Here is a 13,260-nt window from a genome sequence, read left to right on the forward strand (position 1 = left end):
TATATCGGCGTCATTGCGCCACACTGGTGGGCAGGAACACCAACCAGCCTGAGGGTGAGGAGAACTCGTCATGAACATTACCCGTGTCGGCGTCGATATCGCAAAGTCTGTTTTTCATGTCCACGGCGTCGATCGCCATGATCAGGTGCAGTGGCAAGGTAAGTACACCCGCGAAAAATGGCTGGATGAGGTCAGCAAGCGGGTGCCGGCGGGAGCCGAAATCGGCATGGAAGCCTGTGCCTCGTCTCACTACTGGGCGCGGGCCTTGCAGGAGCGAGGCTATCGCGTCAAGTTGATCGCCGCACAGTTCGTGACGCCCTACGTGAAGAGCAACAAGAATGACCGGGTCGACGCCGAAGCGATCTGTGAAGCCATGGGGCGGCCCAGCATGCGCTTCGTGGCCGTCAAGAGCGTCGCTCAGCAGGATACCCAGGCGGCACACCGCATTCGTGAAGAGCTGGTACGGCAGCGCACGGCCAAGGCCAATCAGATACGTGGGCTGGTGGGGGAGTATGGCCTGGTCGCTCCGGTGGGTATCGGTCAGTTGCGTGCCGCCCTGCCTCGCTGGCTGGAAGAGGCAGACAACGGGCTGACGGATGCCTTTCGTGTCCTGCTTGCCGGCCTTGCCGAGGATCTGCGACACCTGGATGAGCGCATCGCGACGGTCACGGCGAGCCTCGAGCGACAGGCCAAGGCAGACCCCGTGGCCAAGCGGCTGATGACGCTGCAGGGTATCGGTCCACTGACCGCCACCGCGCTGGCCGGCGCCCTCGGCGATGGCAAGAGCTTTCGGCGCGGGCGAGATTTTGCCGCCTCGCTCGGCTTGACGCCTCGACAACACAGCACCGGGGGGCGAGACCGCCTGCTGGGCATCAGCAAACGCGGCGACAGTTACCTGCGCAAGCTACTGGTGCATGGTGCGCGATCGGTGCTCCGGCATGTGGGTACCAAGGACGACGGCCTGAGCCAGTGGGTCAGGCACCTGGCCGAGCACAAACATGCCAATGTGGCGGTCGTCGCACTGGCCAACAAGACGGCACGTATCGCCTGGGCGGTAACCCGCCATGAGAGCGCCTATGATGCGTCGCTGGCGTCCCGGCTTTCGGCATGAAAAACCATTGGATTTAGCACGTTAATATAATATTGAGCACCGTCCACCACGATTGCTGAGCATGCTGCAGGATGGCGAACAGGTCGAACCGACGTCAGACAACCCCTTCTGGACGCTGAGCCTTTTGAGCTCGAGGTAGCGATTGGGAGCTGACGTGCGGATAGCCCATCAAGGTCCGATGTTCATGAGAGCATCATTACTGAGACCGGATATACGTGTGCAGTCGTACCTACCGACCATCGTGCCTCGTGCTTGCAAACGGGGAGGACTCCATATACGCCCAGGGACGGGTTCACAGCGCCCCCGCATAGGCCTGTCGCCGGATCAGCCGCGACGCTGCTACTTGGCCACCTCCAGCGACTCGGCGGTCACGTTGGCCGCCGGGGCCTGGGTGGAGACATGGCGGTTGATGGCGCTCATCACCGCCTTCATGGAGGCGCTGGTGATGCTCTCGTCGGTGCCGACGCCGAACACCGCCTTGCCGTCGATGCGCACCTCCACATAGGCGATCGCCTCGGCGTCGGCGCCCTGGCCGCGGGAGTGCTCGTGGTAGTCGATGATCTCCACATCGTGGCCGGCAGCGTCCAGCGCCTTGATGTAGGCGGCCAGCGGGCCGTTGCCCTCGCCCCTGATGCTGCGCCGCTCGCCGTGCTCCTCGATGGTCGCCTCCAGGCTCACCCGGGGGCTATCCGCCTCGGAGGAGAGGCGATGGCTGACCAGGCCGAAGGGCGTGGTCTGGGCCAGGTACTCGTCGGCGAAAGCCTGGTAGATCATCTGTGAGGTGATCTCCTTGCCCGTGCGGTCGGCCACCTCCTGCACCACCTGGCTGAACTCGATGGAGAGGCGGCGCGGCAGCTCGATGCCATGCTCCTGCTCGAGCAGGTAGGAGACCCCGCCCTTGCCGGACTGGCTGTTGACGCGAATCACCGCCTCGTAGCTGCGGCCCACGTCCAGCGGGTCGATGGGCAGGTAGGGCACCTCCCAGACGGCGTCGGGGTTGGCGCGGCGCTCCGCCATGCCCTTCTTGATGGCGTCCTGGTGGGAGCCGGAGAAGGCGGTGAAGACCAGATCGCCCACGTAGGGGTGGCGCGGGTGCACCGGCAGCTGGTTGCAGTACTCCACCTCGCGCATGATAGGCGTGATGTTGGAGAAGTCGAGGCCCGGGTGCACGCCCTGGGTGTACATGTTCATGGCCAGGGTGACGATATCGACGTTGCCGGTGCGCTCGCCGTTGCCGAACAGGGTGCCCTCGACGCGGTCGGCGCCCGCCATCAGGGTCAGCTCGGCGGCGGCCACGCCGGTGCCGCGGTCGTTGTGGGGGTGCACGCTGACGATCAGGGCATCCCGGTTCTTCACGTGGCGGCAGAACCACTCCACCTGGTCGGCGTAGTTGTTGGGCGACGCCGCCTCCACGGTGGCCGGCAGGTTGACGATCATCGGCTTCTCGGCGGTGGCGCCGTAGGCCTCCATCACCGCCTCGACCACCTCCTTGGCGAAATCCATCTCGCTGGTGGTAAAGAGCTCCGGCGAGTACTGGAAGGTCCAGTGGGTCTCCGGCGCCTCCGCCATGCGCTGCCTGATGCGGGTGGTGGCGTCCACGGCGATGCCGATGCACTCCTCCTTCGTCACGTTGAACACCACGCGGCGGAAGACCGGGTCGGTGGCGTTGTAGACGTGGACGATGGCGTTCTTGGCGCCCTTGAGGGACTCGAAGGTACGGTCGATCAGGTGGTCGCGGGCCTGGGTCAGCACCTGGATGGTGACGTCGTCGGGAATCCGGTTGCCCTCGATCAGCGAGCGCACGAAGTCGAAGTCGGTCTGGGAGGCCGAGGGGAAGCCCACCTCGATCTCCTTGAAGCCGATCTTGACCAGCAGGTCGAAGAAGCGCTGCTTGCGCTCCTGGTCCATGGGGTCGATCAGCGACTGGTTGCCGTCGCGCAGGTCGACGCTGGTCCAGATCGGCGGCTGCTCGATGCGACGGCTGGGCCACTGGCGATCCGGCAGGTCCACGGCGACGAAGGGGCGATACTTGCAGGCGGGGTTGTCGAGCATCATGGTGGCGTTCTCCCTGGGCGACGGTGCGGCTGAATCAGTGGGCGGTGCGGAAACGATAACGCCCCGACGGGCAATGGCCTGTCGGGGCGTCGGGACTCGCTATGCACATGATCGCACAGACGGCAACCACTTGGCTGACGCAGGCGACACGATGGGCATGGATGGGGCAATTCATGGGGGCAGACATGGTACAACCTCGTTTTGACCGGACTCCAGGCGATGCACGGGGGGCATCGCCGCTCGCTGTTCAGGCGCGGGCTAGTAGTCGTAGGTCGAGGTCGTACGCAGTCATGTTCATGCCTCTAGAGAATCAAGGTTGAGACCCGTTGTCAACTTTCCATGTACAGTGCCTGCCGGCTTAACGCCGCTGACGTTCCAGCAGCGCTTCCATCCGCGACAGCTGGGCGCGCAGTTCGCGCACGTCGTCGCGCAGGCCGTGCAGCTCAGCGGCCTCTCCCTCCCCGGTCTCCAGCTCGATGGCCAGGCTCTCCTTCTGCATCACGTCGAGCACGATGCCGATCATCATGTTCAGGAAGATGAAGGCGTTGAGGAAGATGAAGGTCAGAAAGTAGATCCAGGCGTAGGGGTAGTGCTCCATGGTCGGGTAGAGCACCGCCGTGGCCCAGCTCTCGAAGGTGGCCACCTGGAAGAGCGTCAGCATGGCCAGCGAGATGTTGCCCCACAGCTTCTCGTCGACGCTGGCGAACAGGAAGCTGCCGATGGCGCCGTAGATGTAGAAGATGATGAACATCAGCAGCGCCACGTAGCCCATGCGCGGGATCGACTTGAACAGGGCGGCGATCAGCAGGCGCAGTTCGGGGATCATCGAGACCAGACGCAGCACCCGGAAGATGCGCAGCAGCCGCGCCAGCAGCACCATCTCCGAGTCGTCCATGGGAATCAGGCTGGCGGTGACGATCAGGAAGTCGAAGATGTTCCAGCCCTTGCGGAAGAAGTCCCGCAGGCGCTTCTCCGCCGCCATGCGAATCAGGATCTCCACCAGGAAGAACACCGTGACGCCGACATCGAGCCACAGCATCACCTCCTGGAAGCGGCTGACCTCCTCCTCGTAGGTCTTGGCGCCGATCAAGAGCGCCGAGACCACGATGATGGTGATCACCGTGAGCTCGAAGGCCTTGTTGCTGCGCAGCCGCTCGAAGCGGTCGCGCCAGGTATCGAAGGGGGCGCTCACGTCCACTACTCCTCCAGGTCCACCTGGCGATACCCGATCAGGTAGAGCACCGCATCGAGGCCCAGGGTCGAGATCGAGTGGTTGGCCTGGGCGCGCACCAGCGGCTTGGCCCGGAAGGCGATGCCGAGGCCTGCTGCCGCCAGCATCTTGAGGTCGTTGGCCCCATCCCCCACGGCGATGGTCTGCTCCAGGGTCAGCCCCTCGCGGGCGGCGATCTCGCGCAGCAGCTCCGCCTTGCGGTCGGCGTCGAGGATCGGCTCGCGCACCTCGCCGGTGACCTTGCCGTTCTCGATCAGAAGCTCGTTGGCGTGGACCTCGTCGAAGCCGAGCTTCTGCTGCAGGTGGCGGGCGAAGTAGGTGAAGCCCCCGGAGAGGATCGCCGTGCGATAGCCCAGGCGCTTGAGCTGGGCCATCAGCCGCTCCACGCCGTCCATCAGCGGCAGCGTCTCGGCGATCTCGGCCAGCACCGACTCGTCGAGGCCCTTGAGCTTGGCCATGCGCTCACGGAAGCTCTGCTGGAAGTCGAGCTCGCCGCGCATGGCGCGCTCGGTCACCTCGGCCACCTCGTCATAGACGCCGTGGCGGCGCGCCAGCTCGTCGATCACCTCGGCCTGGATCAGGGTGGAGTCCATGTCGAAGCAGACCAGGCGGCGATGCCGGCGCCAGATGGAGTCCTCCTGGATGGCGATGTCGACGCCGTGCATGGCGCCGAGCGCCAGCGCCTTCTCGCGCAGGGCGTCGAGGTCGACCTCCTCGCCGCGCAGCCAGCACTCCACGCAGGCCCCCTGGATGGCATCGCGCTCGCCGGGGACGCCGCCGTCCAGGGGCTCGCGGCCAGAGAGGCGGTGGATCAGCTCCACGGTGAGGCCGTGCTCGGCGGTGAGCGCCCCGACCTCCGCCAGGATGCCGGCGGGCAGGTGGGGCGCCAGCAGGGTCAGGATCAGCCGCGGCTGGCTGGCCTGCACGCTCCAGCGCTGGTACTCCTCGGCGCTGACCTGGATCGCCTGGACGTCGAGGCCCAGCAGATCGCCGGCGGCGGCCAGCGCCCCTTCGAGATCGGCCTCATGCTCGAGGCCCACCAGCGCCTCGAGGGAGAGCATGCCGAAGGTCACGCTCTGGTTGATGTCCAAAAGGCGCGCGCCGCTTGCGGCCAGCGCCTTGCCCAGCCCAGCCAGTTGGCCCGGCCGCGCCGCGCCGGTGGCGCGGATCAGTACTCGTCGTGTCATGGTTGCCTCAAGAGCTCTCTCGGTCCGCGGCGGGCCCGGCGCCGCGGTCTCATCGTGTCAGGTGTCGACGCTCATCGCTTCCAGCCGGTCGACCTTCTGCAGGCCGCGGGGCAGCTTGCTGCCGCGCCGGCCGCGTTCGCCGCGATAATACGCGAGATCGTCGGGCTTGAGGGTGAGGTGACGCTTGCCGGCATGCACCACCAGGCTGGCGCCGGCCGCCAGCACCACCAGGTCGCGCACGAACTCCTCGCGACGAGCGGCCCGGGCCCCGGGGATATCGATCATCTTGTTGCCCTTGCCCTTGGCCATCTCGGGCAGCTGCTCGAGGGGGAAGAGCAGAAGACGCCCCTCGTTGGAGACCGCCGCCACCATAGCGCCCTCGTCCGGCGGCACCGCCACCGGCGGCAGCACGTTGCACCCCTTGGGCACCGAGAGCACCGCCTTGCCGGACTTGTTCTTGCCGACCAGGGCCTCGAGCGGCGCCACGAAGCCGTAGCCGCCGTCGGAGGCGAGCAGGAAGCGCGAGGCGGGCGGCGCCAGCATGACGCCGGCCATATGGGCGCCAGCCACCACGTTGACCCGGCTGGTGACCGGCTCGCCCTGGCCGCGGGCGCTGGGCAGGTTGTGGGCGGCCAGGGTATAGGCACGGCCGGTGTCGTCGAGCAGCACCAGCGGCTGGTTGGTCTTGCCCCGGGCGGCCAGGGCGAAGCGGTCGCCGGCCTTGTAGGAGAGCCCCGCCGGGTCGATCTCGTGGCCGCGGGCCGCGCGGATCCAGCCCTTCTCGGAGAGCACCACGGTGACGGGGTCGGCCCCCACCAGCTCTACCTCGGAGAGGGCGCGGGCCTCCTCGCGTTCGACGATGGGCGAGCGGCGCTCGTCGCCATGGGCCTCGGCGGCGGCGCGCAGCTCCTCCTCGATCAGATCGGTGAGCTTGGCCTCGTTGCCGAGCAGTTCCTGCAGGCGCTGGCGCTCCGCCTCGAGCTCCTCCTGCTCGCCGCGGATCTTCATCTCCTCGAGCTTGGCGAGGTGGCGCAGGCGCAGCTCCAGGATCGCCTCGGCCTGGCGATCGGAGAGCCCGAAGGCCTCCATCAGGGCGGGCTTGGGCTCGTCCTCCTCGCGGATGATGCGGATCACCTCGTCGATGTTGAGGTAGGCGATCAAGAGGCCCTCGAGCAGGTGCAGGCGATCCTCCACCTTGCCCAGGCGGTGCTCCAGGCGGCGACGCACGGTGGAGCGCCGGAAGCGCAGCCACTCGCCGAGCAGGTCGGGCAGCGGCATCACCCGCGGCCGGCCGTCCAGGCCGATCACGTTCATGTTGACGCGGATGTTCTTCTCGAGGTCGGTGGTGGCGAAGAGGTGCGCCATCAGCGCCTCGATGTCGACGCGGTTGGAGCGCGGCTCGATCACCAGACGGGTGGGCTCCTCGTGGGTCGACTCGTCGCGCAGGTCGGCCACCATGGGCAGCTTCTTGGCCTGCATCTGGGCGGCGATCTGCTCGAGGATCTTGGCCCCGCTCACCTGGTAGGGCAGCGCGGTGACCACGATGCTGCCCTCCTCCATGACGTAGCGGGCGCGCAGCTTCACCGAACCGCGGCCGCTCTCGTAGAGCTTTCGCAGGTCGGCGCGCGGCGTGATGATCTCCGCCGCGGTGGGGAAGTCCGGGGCCGGCAGGTGCTGGAGCAGGTCCGCCGTGGTGGCCTCGGGGTGGCGCAGCAGGTGGCAGGTCGCCTCGACCACCTCGTTCACGTTGTGGGGCGGGATGTCGGTGGCCATGCCCACGGCGATGCCGGTGCCGCCGTTGAGCAGCACGTGGGGCAGGCGCGCCGGCAGCACCACCGGTTCGTTCATGGTGCCGTCGAAGTTGGGGGTCCAGTCCACGGTGCCCTGGCCCAGCTCGGCCAGCAGCACCTCCGCGAACTTCGAGAGCCGCGCCTCGGTGTAGCGCATGGCGGCAAACGACTTGGGATCGTCGGGGCTGCCCCAGTTGCCCTGGCCGTCCACCAGCGGGTAGCGGTAGCTGAAGGGCTGGGCCATCAGCACCATCGCCTCGTAGCAGGCGCTGTCGCCGTGGGGGTGGAACTTGCCGAGCACGTCGCCGACGGTGCGCGCCGACTTCTTGTACTTGGCGTTGGCATTCAGCGAAAGCTCGCGCATGGCGTAGACGATGCGCCGCTGCACCGGCTTCATGCCGTCGCCGATATGGGGCAGCGCCCGGTCGAGGATGACGTACATCGAGTAGTCGAGGTACGCCTTCTCGGTGTATTCGCGCAGCGAGAGGCGCTCGACGTCGCCCTCCGCCACCTGGATATCCATGGTCATAGCACGGTGGCCTTGTTCACACTTGTGGAATCGTCGAGGGATCATCCCTCTGCACACTCATCGGCACCAGTGGCTCCGAGTCGCGGCTGATCCGGCGACAGGCCTTCGGGGAGGCGCTGTGAACCCATCCCTGGGCGCTACCGATGCCATCCCTGGCATAGGACCTCCCCTCCGACCTGTCCCCGGCGCCGCTCGCCCTTGGCGCTTGGCGCTTGGCGCTTGGCGCTTGGCGCTTGGCGCTTGGCGCTTAGCGCTTGGCGCTTGGCGCTACACCTCGATATCCGCGAGGTTGCCATAATCTTCGAGCCAGCTCTTGCGGTCGGCGGCGCGTTTCTTGGCCAGCAGCATGTCCATCATCTCCATGGTGCCGTCGCCCACTTCGCGGGTGAGCTGCACCAGCCGGCGGGTCTCCACCGCCATGGTGGTCTCGCGCAGCTGCAGCGGGCTCATCTCGCCCAGCCCCTTGAAGCGCTGCACGTTCACGGTGCCGCGCTTGCCCTCTAGCTTGCGAAGGATCGCCGCCTTCTCGCTCTCGTCCAGGGCGTAGAAGACTTCCTTGCCGAGATCGATGCGGTAGAGGGGCGGCATCGCCACATAGACGTGGCCGGCATCCACCAGCGCCGGGAAGTGGCGCACGAAGAGCGCACACAGCAGGGTGGCGATATGCAGGCCGTCGGAGTCGGCGTCGGCGAGGATGCAGATCTTGTGGTAGCGCAGCTTGGAGAGGTCGTCGCTTGCCGGGTCCATGCCGATGGCCACGGCGATGTCGTGGACCTCCTGGGAGCCGTAGATGTCATGGGACTCCACTTCCCAGGTATTGAGGATCTTGCCGCGCAGCGGCAGGATCGCCTGGCTCTCGCGGTTGCGCGCCTGCTTGGCGCTGCCGCCGGCGGAGTCCCCCTCCACCAGGAAGAGCTCGCTCATGGCCGGGTCCTGGCCGGAGCAGTCGGCCAGCTTGCCGGGCAGCGCGGGGCCGGAGGTGACCTTCTTGCGCGCCACCTTCTTGGCGCTCTTCTGGCGACGCTGGGCGGCGCTGATGACCAGCTCGGCGAGCGCCTCGGCCTGGTCCACGTGGTGGTTGAGCCACAGCGAGAAGGCATCCTTGACCACGCCGGAGACGAAGCCCGCCACGGTCCGCGAGGAGAGCCGCTCCTTGGTCTGGCCGGCGAACTGGGGATCGAGCATCTTCACCGAGAGCACGTAGGCGACCCGCTCCCAGAGGTCCTCGGCGGTGAGCTTGACGCCGCGGGGCAGGAGGCTTCTGTACTCGCAGAACTCGCGCAGCGCCTCGAGCAGGCCGGCGCGCAGGCCGTTGACGTGGGTGCCGCCCTGGGGGGTGGGGATCAGGTTGACGTAGCTCTCCAGCAGCGGCTCGCCCCCCTCGGGCAGCCACTGGATCGCCCAGTCCACCGCCTGCTCGTCGTCAGCGAAGTGGCCGACGAAGGGCGACTGGGGCAGCACCTCATAGCCATCGGTGGCCTGGGCCAGGTAGTCGCGCAGGCCATCCTCGTACTGCCACTCGCTCTGGGTGCCGTCCGCCTCCATCAGGGTGACCTTCAGCCCCGGGCAGAGCACCGCCTTGGCCCGCAGCAGGTGCTTGAGCCGCCCCACCGCCAGGCGCGGGCTGTCGAAGTAGCTCGCCTCGGGCCAGAAGCGCAGCACCGTGCCGGTGTTGCGCTTGCCGACGCTGCCGATCACCGAGAGGTGCGAGGCGGGCTCGCCGTGCTCGAAGGCGATGGCGTGGCGGCCGCCGTCGCGCAGCACCTCCACCTCGAGGCGCCGTGAGAGGGCGTTGACCACCGAGACGCCGACGCCGTGCAGGCCGCCGGAGAACTTGTAGCTGGCGTTGGAGAACTTGCCGCCGGCATGGAGCCGGGTGAGGATCAGCTCCACCCCGGAGACGCCGTGCTCCGGGTGGATGTCGATGGGCATGCCGCGACCGTCGTCGGCCACCTCGATGCCGCCATCCTCGAAGAGCCGCACGGTGATCGTCGAGGCGTGGCCCGCCAGCGCCTCGTCGACGCTGTTGTCGACCACCTCCTGGACGAGGTGATTGGGGCGACTGGTGTCGGTGTACATGCCCGGGCGCTTGCGCACCGGCTCCAGGCCGGAAAGCACCTCGATCGAGCTGGCACTGTATTGCGTCATGGGTCGTCCGGTTCCTTGTGTGATCGTGGCTGCCAGGCGAGCGACAGGGCGTGGCCGCCGTGGGCCAGCAGCGCCGGCAGGTGCCGGGCCAGCACCGCGAAGCCGTGGTCGGCCCCCGGGTGCAGCAGGGTGCGCGCACCGCGATAGAGGGCGAAGGCGTCCGCCGGGTCGAGCACCTCGTCGGCGGTGCCCAGCAGCAGCAGGTAGCGCTCCGGAGCCGTGATCCGCTCCGGCGTCAGCGCGGCCAGCTCCGCCAGGTGCGCCTCCCCTACCGTGAAGCGCTCACCGCTGTAGTCGTTGACGAAGACCTCGTCGACCCAGTCGGCCACCAGCCGGGCCGGCGCCACCGCCGGATTGATCAGCGCGGCGTGCAGGCCGTGGCGCTCGGCCAGGCAGGTGGCCAGGAAGCCCCCCATGGAGCTGCCGGCCACCAGCGGCGCGGGGCCGAGCTCGGCGAGCCGGGCCTCGGCCAGCGCCAGCGCCTCGGCGGGCCGATGCGGCAGCTGCGGCGTCTCGCAGGGCAAGCCCAGGTGGGCGCACGCCTCGCGCACCCACACCGCCTTGGGCGACCCAGTGCCGCTGTTGAAGCCGTGCAGGTAGAGCACCCCGCTGGCCGGCGCCGGCTGGCAGGGGTCGCTCAGCATAGCGCAACTGCTGTACGAACAGCCAGTATCACGTGGCGACCTTGCCGTTGCTGTCGGCCGCCCAGGCCGCCTCGATCAGCGCGCGCGTGGAGGCATCCATCGCCTCGGCCCCCTGGCGCTCCTCGAGGATGCGCTGGGTCTCGCCAGCGATCTGCTTGCCCAGCTCCACCCCCCACTGGTCGAAGGGGTTGATGCCCCAGATCGTCGCCTGGACGTAGACCTTGTGCTCGTAGAGGGCGATCAGGGCGCCCAGGGTGGCCGGGGTCAGCTCGTCGAGCAGCAGGGTCGTGGAGGGCTGGTTGCCGCGATAGCGCTTGTGCCCGGGGCGCTCTCCCGGCTCGTCGATGGCATCGTCGCCCAGCGCCAGCAGCCGCGACTGGGCGAAGCAGTTGGCCAGGGTCAGGCGGTGCTGGCCCTTGAGGTGCCGGCGGGTGGCGTCGTCGGCCACCTCGTCGTAGCGCCGCAGCGGCGCGATGAAGTCGCACTCCACCGCCTGGGTGCCCTGGTGCAGCAGCTGGTAGAAGGCGTGCTGGGCGTTGGGCCCGAGCTGGCCCCACAGCACCGGGCAGGTGGAGTAGTCCACCTCGCGCCCCTCGGCGGTCACCGACTTGCCGTTGGACTCCATCTCGAGCTGTTCGAGGTAGGCGGCGAAGTACTCCAGGCGTCCGTCGTAGGGCAGGATGGAGTGGGCGCGGATATCCAGGAAGTTGACGTTCCAGACCCCTGCCAGGGCCAGCAGCACCGGCAGGTTGTCGGACGGTGCCGCGGTGCGGAAGTGCTCGTCCAGGGCGTGGGCCCCGGCCAGCAGCTCGCGGAAGCGCGGCATGCCCACCACCAGGGCGATGGGCAGGCCGATGCCGCCCCACAGCGAGTAGCGCCCGCCGACCCACTCCCAGAACTCGAGCTGGTGCGCGGGGGCGATGCCCCACTCGGCCATCTTCTCGGGGCTGGCCGAGACGCCGATGAAGTGCTGGCGCATCACCAGCTCGGCGTCGACGCCCTCCTCCCCTTCCAGGCGGGACATCAGCCAGTCCCGGGCGGTGCGGGCATTGGAGAGGGTATCGATGGTGGTGAAGGACTTCGAGGAGAGCACGAAGAGGGTGGTCTCGGGGTCGAGGCGCGCCAGGCAGTCGGCGAGCTGGGAGCCGTCCATGGTGGAGGCGAAATGCACCCCCACCCGGTGCACGTCGCGCAGCCGGTAGTCGGAGAGCGCGTGGGTCACCATCAGCGGACCCAGGTCCGAGCCACCGACGCCGAGGTTGACCACGTCGCGGATGGCCCTGCCGGTGGCGCCACGCCACTGGCCGGTATGGAAGCGCTCCACCATGGTCTCCATGCGGTCGAGGGTGCGGTGCACCCCGGGCACCAGGTCCTCGCCCTCCACCACCAGCGAGGCGTCCTGTGGCAGGCGCAGAGCGGTGTGCAGGGCCGGGCGGTCCTCGCTGAGGTTGACCCGCTCGCCCCCCAGCAGCCGCTGGATCGCCCCGGGGACATCCGCCTGCTCGGCCAGGGCCAGCAGGCGTGTCAGGGTCTCCGCGGACCAGCGCTGCTTGGAGAGGTCCAGGGTGAGGCCGGCAGCACTGCGGGTGAAGCGCAGGTGGCGGCTCGGCTCGGCCTCGAACAGGTCACGCAGGTGGCGCTCTCGCATCGTCCCGGCGTGGCTCGCCAGATCGCGCCAGGCGCTGTGCTGATCGATCGGCTGGGTGGGCATGATTTCCTCCTTGACGTCCTGTCGTGCAGACGGGGCGGCCGAGGCGTAGAATGTCGGCCTTTCCCGCATGATTCCGGCTTGGCCCATGAGTGACGCATCTTACCGTGACGCGATCTTTTCGACACCCCTGGACCGGGTCGCGCGCTTCTCCTTCGATGAACGGGTGGTCGCCTGTTTTCCGGACATGATCCGCCGCTCGGTGCCGGGCTACGGACAGATCCTGGGGATGCTGGGGCTGATCGCCCGCCGCCACCTGCGCCATGGCGCCCGGGTCTATGACCTGGGCTGCTCGCTGGGCGCCGGCGGCCTGGCCCTGGCCGGCCAGCTCGCCCCGGAGGCCTTCCGCTACACGGGCGTGGACCTCTCCCCGGCCATGGTGGCCCGCGCCCGGGAGACCCTGGCCGCCGAGTGCCCCGACCACGCCATGGAGGTGATCGAGGGCGACATCCGCACCCTCGACTACGCCCCCGCCGGCATGATCGTGCTCAACTTCACGCTGCAGTTCCTGCCCCCGGCGGATCGCGAGGCGGTGATGGCCCGGCTCTTCGAGGCCCTCGAGCCCGGTGGCGTGCTGGTGCTCTCGGAGAAGATCCGCGCCGAGGACGAGCAGGAGAACGCCTGGCTGGTGGAGCGCTACCACGACTTCAAGCGCGCCAACGGCTACAGCGATCTGGAGATCAGCCAAAAGCGTAACGCGCTCGAGAACGTGCTGGTGCCGAACACCCTGGACGCGCACCATGCCCGCCTGGCCGGCGCCGGCTTCGCCCGCAGCCACACCTGGTTCCAGCTCCTCAACTTCGCTTCGCTGGTCGCTTTCAAGGACGCCGACACCCCGGCGCCCCGGGAGGGCTGAG

General features: G+C 68.2%; 9 protein-coding genes. 2 read left to right on the forward strand and 7 right to left on the reverse strand.

What is annotated here, in order from left to right; genetic code table 11:
• The first annotated feature begins 70 nt into the window (after positions 1 to 70).
• Positions 71 to 1,111, forward strand: a complete 1,041-nt coding sequence (locus HIR79_RS14625) for an IS110 family RNA-guided transposase (protein ID WP_169957516.1) — start codon at positions 71 to 73, stop codon at positions 1,109 to 1,111.
• Positions 1,112 to 1,450: 339 nt separating this feature from the next.
• On the opposite strand, the gene leuA is transcribed toward HIR79_RS14625, so the two are convergent.
• The 7 genes from leuA to pgi form a co-directional block, all read right to left on the reverse strand.
• Positions 1,451 to 3,166, reverse strand: a complete 1,716-nt coding sequence (gene leuA / locus HIR79_RS14630; protein WP_169958896.1) for a 2-isopropylmalate synthase — start codon at positions 3,164 to 3,166, stop codon at positions 1,451 to 1,453.
• 358 nt (positions 3,167 to 3,524) lie between these two features.
• The gene (locus tag HIR79_RS14635) at positions 3,525 to 4,358 is read right to left on the reverse strand and encodes an ion transporter (RefSeq protein ID WP_169958897.1); all 834 of its coding nucleotides are present in this window, start codon (positions 4,356 to 4,358) and stop codon (positions 3,525 to 3,527) included.
• Positions 4,359 to 4,363: 5 nt separating this feature from the next.
• Positions 4,364 to 5,584, reverse strand: coding sequence for a phosphoserine phosphatase SerB (gene serB, locus HIR79_RS14640; RefSeq protein ID WP_119021660.1), 1,221 nt, complete (start codon positions 5,582 to 5,584; stop codon positions 4,364 to 4,366).
• A 57-nt stretch (positions 5,585 to 5,641) separates the two neighbouring features.
• The gene (gene parC / locus HIR79_RS14645; RefSeq protein WP_169958898.1) at positions 5,642 to 7,903 is read right to left on the reverse strand and encodes a DNA topoisomerase IV subunit A; all 2,262 of its coding nucleotides are present in this window, start codon (positions 7,901 to 7,903) and stop codon (positions 5,642 to 5,644) included.
• Between the two features lie 267 nt (positions 7,904 to 8,170).
• Positions 8,171 to 10,051 (reverse strand): DNA topoisomerase IV subunit B, encoded by a 1,881-nt coding sequence (gene parE / locus HIR79_RS14650; RefSeq protein ID WP_119021662.1) that lies wholly within the window; start codon positions 10,049 to 10,051, stop codon positions 8,171 to 8,173.
• Entirely contained in the window at positions 10,048 to 10,695 is a 648-nt protein-coding gene (locus tag HIR79_RS14655) for a YqiA/YcfP family alpha/beta fold hydrolase (protein ID WP_169958899.1), read from the reverse strand. The genes parE and HIR79_RS14655 overlap by 4 nt, the downstream gene beginning before the upstream one ends.
• Before the next feature lie 28 nt (positions 10,696 to 10,723).
• Positions 10,724 to 12,406, reverse strand: a complete 1,683-nt coding sequence (gene pgi, locus HIR79_RS14660; RefSeq protein WP_169958900.1) for a glucose-6-phosphate isomerase — start codon at positions 12,404 to 12,406, stop codon at positions 10,724 to 10,726.
• Positions 12,407 to 12,491: 85 nt separating this feature from the next.
• On the opposite strand from pgi, the gene cmoA reads away from it, so the two are divergent.
• Complete coding sequence (cmoA, locus tag HIR79_RS14665; protein ID WP_169958901.1) at positions 12,492 to 13,259, forward strand: carboxy-S-adenosyl-L-methionine synthase CmoA; 768 nt, start codon at positions 12,492 to 12,494, stop codon at positions 13,257 to 13,259.
• The last annotated feature ends 1 nt before the right edge of the window (position 13,260 follow it).

The organism is Halomonas sp. PGE1 (assembly GCF_013000985.1).
Classification (GTDB): Bacteria; Pseudomonadota; Gammaproteobacteria; order Pseudomonadales; family Halomonadaceae; genus Halomonas; species Halomonas alkalicola.